This window comes from Salinibacillus aidingensis (assembly GCF_039522525.1).
Lineage (GTDB): Bacteria > Bacillota > Bacilli > Bacillales > Alkalibacillaceae > Salinibacillus > Salinibacillus aidingensis.
This window is the reverse complement of record NZ_BAAADO010000006.1, coordinates 167,842-185,813: the sequence shown is the minus strand read 5'-3', so window position 1 is coordinate 185,813 and position 17,972 is coordinate 167,842. Positions and strand designations below refer to the sequence as shown.

The following is a 17,972-nucleotide window of genomic DNA, read 5'->3' as shown; positions in this document are numbered from 1 at the left end:
TTCCATCTTTTCTATTTCATTTGATCGAGCCATTCCTTAAGATGATTCATCACATAAGTTGGCTGTTTTTCAACATGCTTTAAATCCTCTCTTTTCGTCACTCCTGTTAAAACAAGCAGGGTATCCAGGCCGGCATTCATTCCGGCTGAAATATCAGTCGGGTAGTTATCCCCTACCATTAATGTTTCTTCTTTAGGAAGTCCAAGCTTTTCCAAGGCCTGCTCCATAATAATCGCCTGAGGTTTTCCTATAAATGTTGGCTTTTGTCCTGTCGCAACCTCTAGAACAGAAGTCAGTGAACCATTCCCAGGTAAAAAGCCTCGTTCAGTCGGGATGGTTACATCAGCATTTGTAGAAATAAAACCCGCGCCATCATTAATATTCAAACAGCCCTTGGCCAGTTTTTCATAGGTAACATCCCTGTCGATCCCAATCACAACAAAATCAGCGTCTTCGTCCACAAGCTCGAGCTGATGGTCACTAAGTGCATCCAATAGCCCTACCTCTCCAATGGCATAAACACTGGCATCCGGCTTCTTTTTAGACAAAAACGTTGCTGTAGCCATACTGGTTGTAAAGACCTGATCTGTTTCAGCCGGAATATCCATATCCCGTAATTTTTTTGCTACCTGGTCTGGACGTTTAGAGGAGTTATTAGTCACAAATAAGTGAGGAAGCCCTTTCTCATTGAGGGCATTAATAAACTCCCGAGCATAGGGAATACGTTCTTTTCCAAGATATACAGTTCCATCTAAATCAATCAAATAGCCTTGATAATTTTTCATTCCAATCTCCTTATCAAACGTCGGTTTGTTCATCCGTAGATTTTGTAAAGGCAGTTACAGGGCCTAATTCATTCTCCAGATATGTACGAACCCTTTCACTAAACGTACTAAAAGCATTCAAATTCTTTTTAAGCACATTTTCTATCTTTTCATGATCCACATTTAAATAATCTCTTACCATTGTTTTTCGTAATTGAAACACTTCTTTATATTGATCCTGTTCATCAGCCGGAAGAACCTTTTCATCAACCAGAATATCAATAATGTCCTCATAACTGCCGGGATCACGCATAATAAACCCGTCAATCATCATATTTCCTACGTCAATAACAGATTCTATGAACATTTGAGCCATACGTTCCAGGGCCATCTTTTCCAAAAATGTCTCATAATGATTTTGCTGAAACTGCTGCAGCACCACTTCGTTATATAATAACGTCCGTTCAATTTTATCCCGATCAACAAAATACATGGTTAACCCCTCCAAATTAGTGGCTTCCTGAAGTTATTTCTCCATAACATCTTACCATAAATTAATTTTATTGTTGAATAAAGGAAGTTATATTTCATCTATCCCTTAAATTTGCTATGATAAGGAACAAGATCCAGTTACGAGCTGATAAGCGCCAACTTCACCGTTGTTTTCCACATATCTTGTGGCAAGAATTACAGCTCGTTCATTCGTAATAAAAGGAGTGTACGAACATGGCGGAAGAAAGATTCTTTTTGTATGATGAACAGGAACAGGCGGATATTCGTTATGTCAGTTTTATGGGACAGGATAGCCGTTATGATCTCGCTATTATTACAACAGATCGCTACTATGGGAAAAAGGTGGTCATGGATCTCCAGGGAAGTCGATTTGCCATAATTGGTGAGGATGATTTAAGAGAGAAGGGATACTTAGAGCATGCCTTCCATTTAACCGAAATTGAAGCAGAAGAATTCAGGGAGTTCCTTTTTGAGGTTCTTTGATTACTCATGAAAATCCCCTTCCCGGGCTATAATAATAGTTCAAAGGAGGGTTTTGCATTTGAGTTATAAACGTCGTGATCGTGAAAAGAAGGACTATGATGATTTTGCTAACGCCGAGGTCCAAAGAGAATATGCGGTACCTGAAGAATTACCTGATGGACCTTATGGATCACCCATCCGTAAACACTCAAAAGTTGAAAATAAAGAGATTGTTGAAGGACAAAGGCATTATACCGGCTTCAACTATGAAAATAAACACTTACATGAAGATTTACCAAGACAGTTCCCCCATTCACATCCTACCCACGATGAAGAAGACTGAAATGGATTACAGCAGAAGTTAATAAAACCCGTTGGACAACCACATCCAACGGGTTTTAAACATCCTGCTTTTTCATAACAAAATAGGCACAACCAAAGTTACAGTATTCATACAAGTAATCTTCCAGCGTGGAAATTTTCGTATCAAAGGATGCCTTGGGATTTTGATCATCATAGAAGCCTCGCATTCTCAGCTGTCCATAACCCCAATCTCCTACGATAAAATCATACTTCGTTAAAATATCACTAAATCTTTCCTTAACAGCATCCTCCTGAAAACCGTTTCGGTAATTATCCAGCACTTCATATTGTTTTCCGTAAAACTCTAACATCTTTATCACCTGTATACAGTGTATCATATTTTCCATTTTACAGGAGAGCATAATTCTTAGCATGAACAGAAATTTTTGAAACAAGCTAAGGGATAGTATGAATAGGATGGACCCATTCATTAGAACATTGAATATACAGGAGGTTTCGTCTATGAAAAAAGCCATTTTTTATGGTGGAATGAGTATCTTCATACTGTTTATGTCAGGATGTACCATGCAGGAGGGTGCTGACAATGGCACACTTAAGGGGAAAACACCTGATAATATGAATACTCGAACAACTGAAGAAAAACAGAATTCCCAATATGGATATGTCCGTTACAATGAAAAACAATTGAATACAGAAAGGGAACAGAACTTCGAGCCTGAAATCGATCGGGAGCAGATGGCAGATATGATTACGAAAACCTTACTGCAAATGCCGACTGTTGAAGAAGCTGCGACGTTAATAACAGACAGCCACACATTCATTGCCTATACTCCTTCTGAAGAATCAGAAGATACCGGGCATACAACCGAACAAGTCAAAAAAACAGCGATGTCCTTCCTCCCTCAATGGTACAATATCTACATTTCAACCGAATCTCATACCTTTGATGATTTACAGAGTTTAAGTAACAATACAACAACAGAGGACGGACCCAAGCGTGCAGTTGATGAATTAATTGAACAAATAAAGGAAGAAGCCCCTGAAGAGGGGATCCATGAAACAGAAAATCAAATGTAACAGGCCTAAGCAAAATAAAGTGTCACTTCCTTCAGTGGGGATTTCCCCATCCCCACTGATGGTTAGTTGAACTTATCAGGAATTTACTGGCCGTTTATCCCCACTTAGTTCTTGGTGAATTACCCTCAAGACTTGAAGTGGGGTATTACAGCCAGTGAATGCGTGAAAAAAACGTTCTCCCTTGTCAGAATCAGACAAGGGATTTCCTTTGATTCTAATCGCTTTTCATCTTATGGATCATAAAGGAATCACTGTCAGCCTTTTTATCATTAAGAAAGTTTAAATCCTGAGTTCACATTTCTCAAGGATAAATGTTCCAATTATGTTTTCCTATAACTATCAAATAATAGACATATCATTTGATTTTACGGGGTGAAAGTATGAAATTCGCAGTAAAAATTCTGGCCGTTATGATTGCAATCGTACTTCTTCCGCATTATACAATGGCTGAATCAGATACAGAAGAAAAAGAATTAACAGATGAAGAAAAACAGGAAATGCGCATGGCACTTTATCAAAAAGCAGAGGCCATTTCTCAAATCCCCTGGTATTACTATGCTGCCATAGATCAATATGAACGAAATATCCATGATGAATATGCTTCAGAAAGCGGGATTATCAGTATCACCTTTCCAAAAAATTTATGGAATGGCAAGACCAATCCTTCTGAAAATGATCAACAGCATAAGGCATTCATTGACCTCTTTAACGGAATTGGAGCAGACGGAAACGGTGATAACATTGCTGACAGAACCGATGATGAAGATATTATCCAGACGATGGCAGACTGGTTCTCCAGACGTGGTCATTCAAAACAGGACATTAAAATTGCTATTTGGGATTTTTATAATCGGGAATTATCTGTACAGACCATTATGAATACGGCAAAGGTTTATAAATCTTTTAAAACGCTGAATTTAGAGGAACACGCTTTCCCTTTACCAAAAGGCTACAATTACAGTTACCGTAATACATGGGGAGATCCACGCGGATTTGGCGGGAGACGTATTCACGAAGGTACAGATATTTTTGCCAATTATGGTGTCCCCGTCCGTTCCACCTCATATGGTGTAGTTGAGATGAAAGGCTGGAACCGTTACGGAGGCTGGCGCATAGGAATCCGGGATACACACAACATTTATCATTATTACGCTCACTTAAATGGATACGAGGACAATATTAAGGTCGGTCAGGTTGTTAAACCCGGGGATGTTATCGGATATGTAGGAGCATCAGGCTATGGTCCTAAGGGAACATCCGGCAAATTCCCTCCCCATCTGCACTATGGAATGTACAAAGACACCGGAGAAACCGAACACTCCTTTGACCCCTATCCTTATTTACGAAGAGCGGAGGCGAACGAATAGGGCTCGCGGGATAAGACGAAGACATGAAGTGGTACGATTTTGCCACGTAATGGCTCTAACTTATATCCGCGCAGACCTGTGAGCCGGAGCTTGACAACGAAGAGCGGAGGCGACTGATTAGACCCGACTGCATAAGGAGAAAAAAAGCTGCCTCACAAAAGTGAAACAGCTTTTTTCTCCTTATTTTTTCGTTTTGGCAACCTTTCTTGCGTAAAATACACTTCCAAGCAGGCCGCCCCAGATAATCACCCCACCGATAACGAACATTGCAATGGCGCTTCCTGTCATTATTGCGCAACCTCCTTATCTTCTGATGTTTCTACAGATGAATGGCGTTTATAATCCAAATCACGATTCGGCCATCTCTTTATGGTGATAACCGCTCCTAGCATCATTGCACCTAGAGCAACAATCCAGCCAAAGTTAAACAGGAACTCAATTGGATAGCCTTCATATGGCTCCCCTGTAACTTCATTACGTATGTTTTGCAGCATCATGTACCCCAGTACAATCGGAGTGATGAAACCAAGGCAGAAACGCCACCATCCGCCAAGTTGAATATCTGATACCGAATTGGCGTGGTTTTGCAGATCCTTCAATCCTCTGGCGAACCAGGCAACTGCAACTACCTCAAACAAGCCGGCCAGTGCTACACCGTAATTGTTGATAAAGTAATCAACGGTATCAAGGAGAACCAGACCACCTTGACTGGCATAGGCAATCGAAATAACAGCTGCAATACCGCCGCCAATGAGCACTGAAGCAGTTCTTGAAACATTAAATTTCTCCTGAACACCAGCTACATAGGTTTCAGAAATGGATATTAGCGATGATAAACCTGCTAATGTTAAAGAGGCAAAGAATAAGAAACCAAACAGACCTGACATTACCGGCATTTCATTAATAATTTGCGGGAATACCGAGAACGCCAGCATAACTCCTCCTTGAACTATTTCGGTAAACTCCTGACCAGTAGATTGTGCCATAAACCCAAGGGCACCAAACACACCTATACCTGCCAGTAATTCAAAAGAAGAGTTACCAAAACCTGTAATAAAGGCATTATTTGTAATGTCTGATTTCTTGCTAAGATAAGATGAATACGTAATCATAATAGCGAAACCAATCGATAAACTAAAGAAAATCTGTCCATATGCAGCTACCCAAACTGATCCATTCATGATTTCACTCCAGTTTGGCTGGAAGAATTCATTTAATCCTTCCGCAGCACCTGGAAGTGTTACAGCACGAATAACAATAATCAAGAATAATACCGCAAGTAGTGGGATGAAAATTTTATTAGCAAGTTCTATCCCTTTCTTTACACCTGCAAGCAGAATACCTAATACTAATACCCAAACGATTATGAGAGGTATTAGTATTGTTGGAACTAATCCTCCAAATGCACCCGCATCTGTCATTTGCAGGAAATCACCAGTAAAGAATCCTGTAGTATCATCTCCCCATACTTGCCCAAAGGAATAATAGGAATACATAATTGCCCATGCGATAATGGCTCCATAATATGTAGAGATGACAAAGGAAATTAATACCTGCCACCATCCAATCCATTCGAAGCCTTTACTTACACGGCCAAGTGATTTTGGTGCAGAGCCACGATACTTATGCCCAATTGTATATTCCATAATAAGCAATGGAATACCTGCTGTTAGTAATGCAAATAAATAAGGAACAAAAAATGCTCCCCCGCCATTTTCGTAAGCTGTTGCGGGAAAACGCCAGATGTTGCCAAGTCCAATAGCTGAACCCATGGCAGCAAGTAAGAAACCTAATCTTGTTCCCCATTGTGAACGATTTTGCATGAATAGGACCTCCCTTTATTTAGATTATTACCTGTTTTCAGATAATTTTAACTTGTCTGTATTATACAACAAATAGTCCTAGTGTCAAAGGATTATTTTTGAGTATGCGTTTTCAATGTCGAAATTCTTTTCATCATGACGAATAGAACAAAGGCGGAAGCGCCCGTTTATCCAGCTACGGCTCCCAGGCCCAAGCGATCATAAGCAAAATTTCCTCCATGGCCAAAATATGGCCACTCCGAAGATTCTGCTTATGCCGTCGGGCCTAAACGGTCGCCTCCGCTTTTAAATTAGCGACGTACGGACTGGACTGAGCCGTAGGAGATAAAGTGAAACTCAATCAGTGGGGGTTCGATTGTTAGTTGAACAAATCGGGTGTTTACTGGCTGTTGACCCCCACTTATTTCTTACAGGGGGTCTTACAGCCAGTTAACACGCGGAAAAGGAAACACAACGAACGTAGAGAGTTGATGTTGACTTATCGGACGGAGGTGAAGGAAGTCTCGCTAGTCACTGGGGGCTGGAGCCGGCCGTGGCCTCCCCTGTTTTTCTTATCCAAATATCGTTTATTTTATAATTTCCTAGGCCAAGAAAAAAGAGCAAAGCCTAAGCCTTGCTCTTCAGTATATTATCCTGCTATTCGTTTTAAAACCATAACAATGACAAGCAACAGTAAAATGGAAGCGAATAATGAAATCCATACAAAGCCGGTAAATCCTAAGATAAGATATCCTACCACTGTAACCAGTGCTGCAATGACGGCGTATGGAATTTGAGTGATGACGTGATCGATATGGTGCGAACCTGCTCCTGTAGAAGACAGAATGGTTGTATCAGAGATCGGTGAACAATGGTCTCCAAATACTGAACCAGCCAGCACCGCAGCCAGAGCTGGCAGAAGCATATTCACATCAATGGCAACGGCAATTTGCCCTGCAATCGGAAGCATAATGCCAAATGTTCCCCAGGAAGAACCTGTAGCAAACGCCATAAATCCACAAACGAGAAAAATAATTAATGGTAAATAAGCTAAACTTAATTCAGATTCCTGTACGACCTGTGCCAGATATTCGCCAGTCTGAAGGTTTTCAATAATCGTACCAATCATCCACGCCAGAATTAAAATATAGATAGCCGGAAGCATGGATTTTGTTCCTTCAGCAAGAACTTTAAGGGAAGGAGATTTCTTTCCACCCTGTAAGAGATAAAATAAAAATGCAAGTAAAACGGCTATAAGTCCTCCACTAAATAAAGACTTATTTACATTCGTATTTTCAAAGATTGTAAGCAATGTAGCGCCTGCCCCACTATTTTGCATACCTGTGATAATCATAGCTGAAACCGTGGAGATAACAAGAACAATAATCGGTACAAGAAGGTGGAAAATACGGCCGGACTCAACCTGTGCGAATTGATCCTTAAGGTCACCTGGTATATCTTTTCTTTCCGGATCAACTAAATCACCTGTTTCCTCTGCACGCTGTTCATGTTTTCTCATAGCGCCCAGATCAAGTTCGAACAGGGTGACAAAGAAGACCAATACGATAGCGATAATGGCATAAATATTCATCGGAATCATTTGAACGAAGGAACCTAACGCCTGAAAATTCGTCAATTCATGATCCGCAATGATAATTCCAATCGTACCAATAATATAAGCACCCCAACTTGAAACAGGTGATAATACCGCCATAGGTGCAGATGTTGAATCAATCAGATAAGCAAGCTTTGCCCGGGAAACTTTATGACGGTCTGTAAGTGGACGGGAAACTTGTCCAACGGCAAGACTATTAAAATAATCGTCAATAAAAATAATAATTCCTAAGACAGAAGGCAGTAATTGAGCTCCTCTTTTGGTCTTTATTTTCTTGCTGGCCCACGCTCCGAATGCCTGTGTGCCGCCTGAAGCAGTCATAAATGCCGTCATCATCCCAAGGAAAATTAAAAATAATAGCAAATAGAAATTGCCGATATTAAGGGCGTTTCCATCAATAAAGATTCCATAAAAAGAATTCCAAACTTCTTTCAGTGAATCACCTATATCAAATTGATGAATAAAGAGTGCCCCCAGAAGAATTCCTGCACCCAAGGAAAGGAGAACCTTCCTCGTTAGTAATACTAAGATGATCATAATAAGTGGTGGAATTAATGAATAAATCGTTCCTGTCATGATGTGTATCTCTCCCTTCAAAATTGTCAGGATTGATGAAGGAAGCTTACTGAGCATAAAAAAACGAGGCAATGATTAGCAACCAATCATTACCTCGCAGTAATATGTTGTCCTAATCACGATCAGTAGCGCTTCATGCAATCCATTTCCTTGCATGACAGTATATTTCCTATTTAGAAATATACCAGCGAAAACTCGGTGATCCTCATTTTCACTTCGGCAGACTTCCCCTTTCCTCAATGATCACCGTTTGTCATCCTCCCATTGAGTACTCTTGAAAACTGCACCTCTACCTCATCGTTCTGATAAGGTTAAAGTCATTATTCATTTTTCACTCTTAAATTCTATCATGACCTTTGAACTATTGCAAGGAATCATATGGAACCGTCACATCAGGGCTGCTGCCACCACCTTCACTTCCCCCACCATAAAATTCAGGAACATCTCCATGAATGACTCGTCTGTCCACCAGAACCTTTTGCGTAACCTTTGCAGTATCCGTTGAAAATGGTACAACAATACGGACGGAAACACGAAGTTCTACATACAGACTTAAAATAGCACCATTAATACCTAAAGGCTCGGATTCATCAACGATATCCGACTGCACATCACCTAATAGTTGAAAATGCACAGGTATTCTTGGGCCTAAATTTGCAAGAATCGTATTATTGGTTGCCTGACCAAGAGGGATCTCAGCAATAGCAGGATGCTCATTAATATTTTCGGTATTTACACCACTTTCACTTTCCTGCTGGGCTTCAATATCCAGCGATTGCTCCGGGGTTATCTCCCCATTTTCGATTTTTTTTAAATAGTTCTGTACTCTTATTGTTGTATTTCTATGTACTTCATTGACTAATTCAGAATTCCAGCCTGCCCCGACAATATTTCCTTCATCATCAGTTCTATATTCGATCATGTTTTCATTTTCCAATTCATCTGCGGTTCGTTTATCAACTGCTTCATTGATTGCTTCTCTGGCAACCTGTCTGGTTTTTGTTTCTGCAATGTTCATCAGTGTTGGCTCGATGCCTTCATCAATCAGCCATAAAGTTAAGAACACAGTAGCAAAAAAAACTAATAAGGTTAAAATAAAAACTTGACCCACACGAGGCCGTCCTGGTCTACGTTGTAACAGCATTTTTCTCCTCATGAAATAGCCCCCTCTTGAGAAATATATATGCACAATTTCCTGAGGGGTTGACCACATTTTTAAAAAGCATGTTTGACGTTTAATTCCAAATTACAGAAGTATATCCATCAGAAGCGCCCGCTGAATGGCATTCATGAACCATCCAACGGGCTTTTATACGAAATTTATAAACGGAGCAAGGCCTCTTTTGCGTTCATGCCTTCCTCCCAGCCATGCTTCTCCTTAGCTGCAATGGTTACCTTATCAAGAGGGGCTTCAAGAAGCTGATCAATGGTTTTCACTCCTAAAGCCCGGCCGGCAACAATTTCCCTTTCATATAATCGATCACTTAATAAGTCAACATCCAGCGCGCCACACATAATGTACCCGACTTCATTCGAGACCACCAATAAATTTGTTTTCGGTAATTTAACCTGTACTGCTGTAAAAGGTTTATCCTTGATCCATAAAGGTTCAACGGTTACCAACATGCATCACGCTCCCTTCTGCTACAATGTATGAGGAAAGAGCGTGAAGGTGAACTAATTCTTTAATTTTTTTACGGTCTCCCCGAGCAGGTCCCGTATAAATTCCGGAAGATAGTAATTCTTATGCGAGGCTGATGCCAATGGAGGAAGGAGTCTCCCGAGTGTAAACATGTCAGCCGTTGCGACATCATATTCCTTCTTCCTTTCAATGGGAGTGTCATTGATCCAAACCTCATGAATATATTCATTTTCATCTTCATCTGTACTCACTTCAATGCCGGAAAAAATCATCTTTCCAATTACTTTTCCGCGGAAACCTAATCCAATCAGCTTGAATTCAGCGAACCTCTGAGAACGCACCATACGAATCATTTCAATAATGACTTCTCCTGTCAGCCGAACCTTACATGGGTTAATTGGATGAGGACATATCCGATGAAGATCTCCACGAGTGACCTTCCCCTTTGGAATGCCATCCAGAACAATCCCGGCATTAAGCATGGCAAAGTCAGCCTGCGTCCACTCTCTTAACGTGTGAACCAGCTGTTTCATGAGTTCGGTTTCTTCAAACCAATCAATATCATAGTTCTTGTTTATAATAGCAACAGGTTCATTTAAGACCTCGGCAGCCTTGTCTCGATAACGGCGAATCAAGTCAAAGGTTTCCGTATCATCTTCTCTTTCAAGGATATCTATGGCAGAACCCTCTTTTTTTATCAGCCTTTTTTTCTGATGATCCCAGACTAAATTCTTCCGACCCACATAACGTCCAAATTTCCCTACAGCACCTACTAATGTGTTATGGATGTGCTCACCATCTTTAAAAAGGTGATGCGTATGGCCACCTATAATCAGATCGATTTCATCATAGTTCAAACTGATGTACTCATCTTCATTTATACCTAAATGAGAAAGGAGTAAAAGAATATCACAGTTTTCTCTTAATTCAGGAATATACTTATCCAGCGCTTCATAAGGAGAATTCACGTGCCAGCCAATTTCCTCGTAATAAAGATTAAATGGAGCCGTTAGTCCCAGTACTCCAAGTTTTAAACCACTTTCAGCTGTAAGAATTGTATAAGGTTTTAGCCAGTCTGGTGATGGCCGGTCCTGTTTATGTAAATTTGCACACACGACTTCAAACTTGGCTTGATTGTAGAGATTATACAAATCTTCATCAGGTAATGTGATTCCTTCATTATTTCCAATCGTCACCGCATCAAACCGGGCTTCATTGAGAAAGTCTACATTTGCCTGCCCCAGAAAAGCCTCCGTAATAGGGTGGACACGATCTAAATGATCACCATTGTCCAGGATAAAATACGATTCTCCGTTCCGCTTATGTCTCTCGGTCTGTTCCTTTAAATAGTGGACAACCTTAGGCCAGTTTTCAAAATGGCTATGTAAATCACTCGTGAAATATAAATAAAGATGTTCTTTCATAGAGCATTCTCCTTACGTCAAAAACCTATCCTGATGTTCCATCTAAAGCCTTTATCCTTACAGATTTGTGTAACCATTCCATATGAGACGAATGCCTACGATGATCATGAGAATACGTAAGATCCATTCGATTGTATTTCCTTTTAAACGCTGACTTATGATGGCCCCTGCCGTCCCACCTATCCATGCACCTGGTATAAAAAACCAAATATATTCCCATATAATATGTCCCAGTGATATGTGGGCAATCGAACTGACGCTGCTGGAAACAAAGATCATAAACATGGATGTCGGTGCTGCAATCTTTGCCGGAAAACCAAATATCAGAATCATGGCAGGGACCATAAGAGAGCCTCCGCCAATGCCAAATAAACCTGAGCAGAAGCCTACAGCGTAAGAAATAATGAGAGCCAATGAAACAGGAAAACTGTAACGATATGTGACTCCATTTAATATGAACTCACGATTGATTCCACTTCCGTTTTTTATCAGAGGATTCGGATCCCCCTGTTTTCTGAGAAAAAACATAAGGGACAGGACAATCATTAAAATACCGAAATACAGTTGAAAGGAACTATCTTCAACAAAACGGTTGGTCCATACCCCGCTTAAAGCTCCCGGAATACTTCCTGCCAAAAAGATTCCACCGCTTTTTAAGTCTACACGCTTATATTTTAAATATGTATATGTCGATGAGAAACCTGTAATGATCATCACTAACAGGGACATCCCTACAACAACCTGCGGGGAAGCCCATGAAAAAAATGAGAAGTATTCGGAGAGCAGTAACACTCCTGGAACAAAAATCAGTCCTCCACCCAGGCCTGCTATACTTCCTACAAAGGCAGATAGAAATCCTAATGCTAACATTATAATGTATACCAAAATACCATCCCTGCTTTATGTCTATATGTTCTGCAAACAAGCTAAGCCTGCTTGCTTATGCGATCGTGTTCTGATCGGTCGCCTTCGCTTTTCTTATTACCCAGTTTACATGATTTGGTTTGTTTGGAAAAGAAAAACCCGTTTCGATTGGATAACCGGAAACGGGTTTTTCTTTATTTTATAATGTGTGTGAAGGATTAACCAATAGAACCTTCCATTTCGAATTTAATCAGACGGTTCATTTCCACTGCATATTCCATTGGAAGCTCTTTTGTGAATGGCTCAATGAAGCCCATAACAATCATCTCAGTTGCTTCCTCTTCAGAAATACCACGACTCATGAGATAGAAGAGCTGCTCTTCAGATACTTTTGATACCTTGGCTTCGTGCTCAAGTGAAATGTTCTCGTTTAAGATTTCATTATAAGGTATGGTATCTGATGTGGACTCTTTATCCATAATCAATGTGTCACATTCTACGTTGGAACGGGCACCATCTGCCTTTTTACCAAAGTGTACAATTCCGCGATACGTTACTTTACCACCATTTTTAGAAATGGATTTTGAAACAATAGTGGAAGAAGTATTTGGCGCTAAATGCATCATTTTCGCACCCGCATCCTGTAATTGTCCTTCTCCGGCAAACGCAATGGATAGTGTATTTCCCCGGGCACCTTCACCTTTAAGGTGTACAGATGGATATTTCATGGTTAACTTAGAACCAAGGTTTCCATCAATCCACTCCATGGTGGCATTCTCATGTGCTTCTGCACGTTTAGTTACAAGGTTATAAACATTGTTCGCCCAGTTCTGGATTGTTGTATAACGGCAGTACGCATCCTTCTTCACATAAATTTCAACAACCGCACTGTGAAGGGAGTTTGTTGTATAAACAGGCGCTGTACAGCCTTCAACATAATGAACAGAAGCACCCTCATCAACGATAATCAGCGTACGCTCAAATTGTCCCATATTTTCTGAGTTAATACGGAAGTACGCTTGTAATGGTGTGTCCGTTTTTACACCTTTTGGTACATAAATAAAAGAACCACCGGACCAGACAGCTGAATTTAATGCAGCAAATTTGTTATCGGAATATGGAATAACTTTACCAAAGTACTCCTTAAACAAATCTTCATTTTCCCGGAGAGCTGTATCTGTATCTTTAAATACAATTCCCAGGTTTTCAAGATCTTCCTTCATGTTGTGATAAACAACCTCTGATTCATACTGTGCTGAAACACCGGCAAGATATTTTTGCTCAGCCTCAGGAATTCCCAGTTTATCAAATGTCTGTTTAATCTCATCTGGTACTTCATCCCATGAACGCTGTGTCTGCTCGGATGGTTTTACATAATAGGTAATTTCATCAAAATCAAGTTCACTTAAATCTCCACCCCATTGTGGCATTGGTCTTGAATAGAAGTGTTCCAATGCTTTAAGGCGGTATTCAAGCATCCACTCTGGTTCTTCCTTCATTCTGGAAATTTCACGAACAACATTTTCAGTCAGGCCTCGTTCAGTACGGAAAATAGAAACGTCCCGATCATGAAACCCGTACTTGTAATCACCAATCTCTGGTGCCTTTTTAGCCATGTTTCATACCTCCTTTAATTTAGAAAAGAGCTAAACTCTCACTTCTTAAAAACGCAAGAAACCGAACTCCATTGCCAAATCCTATTCCTTACTGTCCTCTCCTACACCCTGTTCCATGGCTTTCCATGCCAGGGTTGCACATTTCACTCGTGCAGGAAATTTGGACACTCCTTCTAAGGCTTGAATGTCTCCTATATCTAAACCATTTGTATCAATTTCTTTTCCCTGAATCATATCAGAAAACAAGTTAGAAAGTGTTAATGCCTCATCTACGGATTTCCCTTTAATCGCCTGTGTCATCATGGAAGCAGATGACATACTGATAGAGCAACCTTCACCTTCAAATTTGGCATCCGTCACTTTTCCATCCTCTACCTGTAATTGAAGATGAATGCGGTCACCACACGTCGGATTGTTCATATCAATGCTCAAGTGATCTTCACCTTCCAAGGTACCACGATTCCTTGGGTTTTTATAATGGTCCATAATGACTTGCCTGTATAGTGTGTCAAGATTATTAAAAGACATCACCAAAAAACTCCTTTGTTTTTTGAAGTCCTGCTACTAGTATATCAATATCTTCCTTGGTGTTGTAAAGGTAAAAACTGGCTCTTGCTGTAGCTGTTACATTTAACCATTTCATTAATGGCTGTGCACAGTGATGACCAGCACGAACGGCAATACCATCCTGATCCAGTACTGTAGCCACGTCATGAGGATGTACTCCGTCCAGGTTAAATGTGACCAAGCCAGCCCGTTCTTTAGGACCGTATACCTCAGCACCTTCTATCTTATCAAATTGATCTAATGCATAAGCAGCAAGCTCCTGCTCATGTTTATTAATGTTTTCCAGACCTATATCTTCCAGATAGTCAATGGCAGCTCCGAGTCCAATTGCACCGGCAATAATTGGTGTACCGCCTTCAAACTTCCATGGCAGTTCCTTCCAGGTGGAATCGTATAAACCAACAAAGTCAATCATCTCTCCACCAAATTCAACAGGCTCCATTTCCTCCAGAAGTTCTTTTTTTCCATATAAAACTCCAACTCCACTTGGACCGCACATCTTATGTCCTGAAAAGGTGAAAAAGTCACAATCCAGATCCTGAACATCTACCTTTTTGTGAGGAGTGCTCTGGGCTCCATCCACAACCATAATTGCACCGTTACGATGAGCAATCTCAGCTGTTTCCTTTATGGGATTAATGGTGCCTAAAACATTGGAAACATGCCCCATAGCCACAATCTTTGTTCGTTCTGATACAGTGTTTTCCACATCTTCTAAACGAATCGTTCCATCAGATTGTAAAGGGAGATACTTCAGTTCTGCACCTACAGCTTTTGCCGCCTGCTGCCACGGGATAATATTACTGTGGTGTTCCATTGGAGTAAGAACAATTTCATCACCTTCAGTCAAATTGGTACGTGCATAACTGTAGGCAATGGTGTTAATGGATGTTGTTGTTCCTCTGGTAAAGATAATTTCCTTTGTACTTTTTGCATGAATAAATTTCCTTACCTTCTCCCTGGCCCCTTCATATCCTTCCGTAGCACGGTTGCCTAAGGTATGAACACCTCTATGCACATTTGAGTTGTGCATAGAGTAATATTCATTGATCTTTTCAATCACAGGCTGTGGCTTTTGTGAAGTTGCAGCACTGTCGAGATAAACCAAAGGATGGCCATTAATTTCCTGATTTAATATCGGGAAATCTTTTCGAATCTCTTTTACATCCATTAGTATACTTTCCTTTCAATAACTTCCGTAAGCTGATTCTTAACGGACTCAATAGGAAGCTGGTTTACTACGGGAGCAAGGAATCCATGGATAATAAGTCTTTCTGCTTCCTTCTTGGAAATTCCACGGCTCATTAAATAATATAATTGAACAGGGTCAACACGTCCGACCGACGCTGCGTGACCAGCTTCAACATCATCCTCATCAATGAGCAGAATTGGGTTTGCATCCCCTCTTGCTCCGTGATCTAACATTAAAACACGGGACTCCTGCTCGGCATTTGACTTGGAACCTCCATATTCAATTTTTCCAATTCCACTAAAGATTGAGCTTGCCTGGTCTTTCATAACCCCATGCTGTAAAATATATCCTTCTGTGAATTTACCATAGTGTGTAATATTGGAGACGAAATCCTGTTTCTGTTTTCCACGTCCTACAGAGACAGATTTTGCTTCAGAATAGGAATTATCCCCCATTAAATAAGTAAGATTTTCAGAAACAGTATTGCCGTCATTCATTTGTCCCAATGCCCATTCAATTTTTGCATCACGATAAGCAACACCACGACGGTTTACATAAGTTGTGGTTCCCTGTGCAAAATTATCAACTGAACCATATAGAACCTTGGACTGATCATGAGCAATAACTTCAGAAATAATATTTGCAACAGCACTCTTCTCATGGTTTTGAGAAAGGTAATTTTCAACATAAGTTACTTCACTGCCCTGGTCAGCTACAAGTAAAACGTGGTTGAACAGGCCGGATTCATTATCCTCCTGCCAGAAAATGGTTTGCAGAGGTTCTTTAATAACTACATTTTTCGGCACATAGATAAAAACTCCGCCATTTAACAATGCCGCATGAAGTGCTGTTAACCGATTGGTATCAACTTTAACTGCATCTTTCATGTAATATTTCTTAACCAGGTCTGCATGTTCAATCAAGGCAGTACGAATATCGGTAAAGATAACCCCTTTTTCCTTTAGCGATTCAGCTACGGATGAAAAGGCTACACTGCCGTTTCTCTGAATGATTACATTTTCAGGATCCTGATCTAAAAAGACTTTTATATCCTCTGGCAGTTCATCGATGGAATTTACCTTATCCCCGGAAACATTATGATCAAAGTTTGTAAAGTTCCAATTCTTAATTCTCGTTTTTTCCGGTTTAGGCATTGGAAGATTTTCAGCTTGCTCCAGTGCTTCTAAACGAAAATCTTTCATCCAATCCGGCTCGCCCCGTCCTTCAGAAAATTGGTTCACATACTCTTTATCGTATGGTAATTTCGTTTCTACGGCCATGATAACCCTCCTATCTGATTACGCTTTTTGTTCTACCGATTCGTCTTCAATTCCTAGTTCTTTCTTAATCCAATCGTACCCTTCAGCTTCCAGACGCTGTGCAAGTTCAGGACCGCCGGATTTCACAACACGACCGTTCATCATTACATGAACTTTATCTGGTGTAATATAGTTAAGCAAACGCTGATAGTGAGTGATGATCAAGCAGCCAAAGTTTTCATCACGCAGCTTATTAATTCCTTTGGCAACAATCTTCAAGGCGTCGATATCTAGACCAGAATCAATTTCATCAAGGATACCAATTTCCGGTTTCAGCATAAGAAGCTGTAAAATTTCATTACGCTTCTTCTCACCGCCTGAGAATCCTTCATTCAGGTAACGCTGTGCCATGTTTTTATCAATTTCAAGATAATCCAATGCTTCATCCATTTCTTTAATGAATTGCATAAGCGGAATTTCATCGCCTTCTTCACGCTGTGCATTAATGGAAGAACGCAGAAAGTCAGATGTCGTTACTCCGCTGACCTCACTTGGATATTGCATCGCCAGGAACAATCCTGCTTTTGCACGCTCATCCACTTCCATCTCAAGAACGTCTTCTCCATTAAGGGTTACACTTCCTTGAGTAATTTCATAATGCGGGTGCCCCATAATAGCAGAAGCTAAAGTGGATTTACCTGTACCATTAGGTCCCATTACCGCATGGAATTCTCCGCTATTTATTGTAAGGTTAACCCCTTTCAAAATCTCTGTTCCTTCAATTTCGACATGAAGATCTTTGATTTCTAATGTTGAACCTGCCATAACGATACCTCCATTTATTGTATTTAATAAAATAACTATTATTCTCAATCTATTCTCATTACAATCTTATAACAAATAGAAAC

The 17,972-nt window shown here is 40.4% G+C and carries 19 protein-coding genes and 1 riboswitch; of the genes, 4 read left to right on the top strand and 15 right to left on the bottom strand.

The features are described 5' to 3' along the window. Positions 1–11: 11 nt before the first annotated feature. Together ABD006_RS14635 and hepT are read right to left on the bottom strand one after the other, a co-directional pair. Positions 12–785, bottom strand: a complete 774-nt coding sequence (locus ABD006_RS14635) for a TIGR01457 family HAD-type hydrolase (protein ID WP_343842612.1) — start codon at positions 783–785, stop codon at positions 12–14. Between the two features lie 13 nt (positions 786–798). Continuing rightward, a complete protein-coding gene (gene hepT / locus ABD006_RS14630) occupies positions 799–1,257 on the bottom strand; it encodes a type VII toxin-antitoxin system HepT family RNase toxin (protein WP_343842609.1) in 459 nt (152 codons plus the stop codon). Between the two features lie 233 nt (positions 1,258–1,490). Between hepT and ABD006_RS14625 the strand changes: the two genes are divergently transcribed. Next, a complete protein-coding gene (locus ABD006_RS14625) occupies positions 1,491–1,760 on the top strand; it encodes a DUF3055 domain-containing protein (RefSeq protein ID WP_343842606.1) in 270 nt (89 codons plus the stop codon). A gap of 58 nt (positions 1,761–1,818) precedes the next feature. After that, a complete protein-coding gene (locus ABD006_RS14620) occupies positions 1,819–2,082 on the top strand; it encodes a cytosolic protein (RefSeq protein WP_343842603.1) in 264 nt (87 codons plus the stop codon). A 55-nt stretch (positions 2,083–2,137) separates the two neighbouring features. Here the strand turns inward: ABD006_RS14620 and ABD006_RS14615 are convergent, their stop codons facing one another. After that, on the bottom strand, positions 2,138–2,413 hold the full coding sequence (locus tag ABD006_RS14615) for a YutD family protein (protein ID WP_343842600.1): 276 nt from the start codon (positions 2,411–2,413) through the stop codon (positions 2,138–2,140). Positions 2,414–2,564: 151 nt separating this feature from the next. On the opposite strand from ABD006_RS14615, the gene ABD006_RS14610 reads away from it, so the two are divergent. Both ABD006_RS14610 and ABD006_RS14605 read left to right on the top strand, forming a co-directional pair. After that, positions 2,565–3,140, top strand: a complete 576-nt coding sequence (locus tag ABD006_RS14610) for a YhcN/YlaJ family sporulation lipoprotein (protein WP_343842597.1) — start codon at positions 2,565–2,567, stop codon at positions 3,138–3,140. Between the two features lie 380 nt (positions 3,141–3,520). After that, positions 3,521–4,507 carry a M23 family metallopeptidase gene (locus tag ABD006_RS14605; protein WP_425542229.1) on the top strand — a complete coding sequence of 329 codons (987 nt, stop codon included), beginning with the start codon at positions 3,521–3,523 and terminating at the stop codon, positions 4,505–4,507. Positions 4,508–4,687: 180 nt separating this feature from the next. Here the strand turns inward: ABD006_RS14605 and ABD006_RS14600 are convergent, their stop codons facing one another. The 12 genes from ABD006_RS14600 to sufC form a co-directional block, all read right to left on the bottom strand. After that, the gene (locus ABD006_RS14600) at positions 4,688–4,795 is read right to left on the bottom strand and encodes a MetS family NSS transporter small subunit (protein ID WP_343842594.1); all 108 of its coding nucleotides are present in this window, start codon (positions 4,793–4,795) and stop codon (positions 4,688–4,690) included. Further along, positions 4,795–6,330: a sodium-dependent transporter gene (locus ABD006_RS14595; protein WP_343842591.1), complete on the bottom strand. Its 1,536-nt coding sequence runs from the start codon at positions 6,328–6,330 to the stop codon at positions 4,795–4,797. Before ABD006_RS14595 ends, ABD006_RS14600 begins: the two co-directional genes overlap by 1 nt. 628 nt (positions 6,331–6,958) lie before the next feature. Further along, positions 6,959–8,500, bottom strand: a complete 1,542-nt coding sequence (locus ABD006_RS14590) for a Na+/H+ antiporter NhaC family protein (protein ID WP_343842588.1) — start codon at positions 8,498–8,500, stop codon at positions 6,959–6,961. A gap of 118 nt (positions 8,501–8,618) precedes the next feature. Beyond that, a riboswitch (Lysine riboswitch) is annotated at positions 8,619–8,800 on the bottom strand. 61 nt (positions 8,801–8,861) lie between these two features. Then, the gene (yunB, locus tag ABD006_RS14585; protein ID WP_343842586.1) at positions 8,862–9,656 is read right to left on the bottom strand and encodes a sporulation protein YunB; all 795 of its coding nucleotides are present in this window, start codon (positions 9,654–9,656) and stop codon (positions 8,862–8,864) included. A gap of 164 nt (positions 9,657–9,820) precedes the next feature. Next, positions 9,821–10,126 carry a YunC family protein gene (locus tag ABD006_RS14580; RefSeq protein WP_370521696.1) on the bottom strand — a complete coding sequence of 102 codons (306 nt, stop codon included), beginning with the start codon at positions 10,124–10,126 and terminating at the stop codon, positions 9,821–9,823. 51 nt (positions 10,127–10,177) lie between these two features. Then, positions 10,178–11,566, bottom strand: coding sequence for a bifunctional metallophosphatase/5'-nucleotidase (locus ABD006_RS14575; RefSeq protein ID WP_343842583.1), 1,389 nt, complete (start codon positions 11,564–11,566; stop codon positions 10,178–10,180). A gap of 57 nt (positions 11,567–11,623) precedes the next feature. Continuing rightward, a complete protein-coding gene (locus tag ABD006_RS14570; RefSeq protein ID WP_343842581.1) occupies positions 11,624–12,436 on the bottom strand; it encodes a sulfite exporter TauE/SafE family protein in 813 nt (270 codons plus the stop codon). A gap of 212 nt (positions 12,437–12,648) precedes the next feature. Beyond that, on the bottom strand, positions 12,649–14,046 hold the full coding sequence (sufB, locus tag ABD006_RS14565; RefSeq protein WP_343842578.1) for a Fe-S cluster assembly protein SufB: 1,398 nt from the start codon (positions 14,044–14,046) through the stop codon (positions 12,649–12,651). Between the two features lie 81 nt (positions 14,047–14,127). Then, positions 14,128–14,574 (bottom strand): Fe-S cluster assembly sulfur transfer protein SufU, encoded by a 447-nt coding sequence (gene sufU, locus ABD006_RS14560; protein WP_343842576.1) that lies wholly within the window; start codon positions 14,572–14,574, stop codon positions 14,128–14,130. Then, positions 14,564–15,784, bottom strand: coding sequence for a cysteine desulfurase (locus ABD006_RS14555; RefSeq protein ID WP_343842574.1), 1,221 nt, complete (start codon positions 15,782–15,784; stop codon positions 14,564–14,566). Before ABD006_RS14555 ends, sufU begins: the two co-directional genes overlap by 11 nt. Then, positions 15,784–17,085 carry a Fe-S cluster assembly protein SufD gene (gene sufD, locus ABD006_RS14550; protein ID WP_343842572.1) on the bottom strand — a complete coding sequence of 434 codons (1,302 nt, stop codon included), beginning with the start codon at positions 17,083–17,085 and terminating at the stop codon, positions 15,784–15,786. Before sufD ends, ABD006_RS14555 begins: the two co-directional genes overlap by 1 nt. Positions 17,086–17,103: 18 nt before the next feature. Further along, a complete protein-coding gene (sufC, locus tag ABD006_RS14545; protein WP_343842570.1) occupies positions 17,104–17,889 on the bottom strand; it encodes a Fe-S cluster assembly ATPase SufC in 786 nt (261 codons plus the stop codon). Positions 17,890–17,972: the final 83 nt, after the last annotated feature.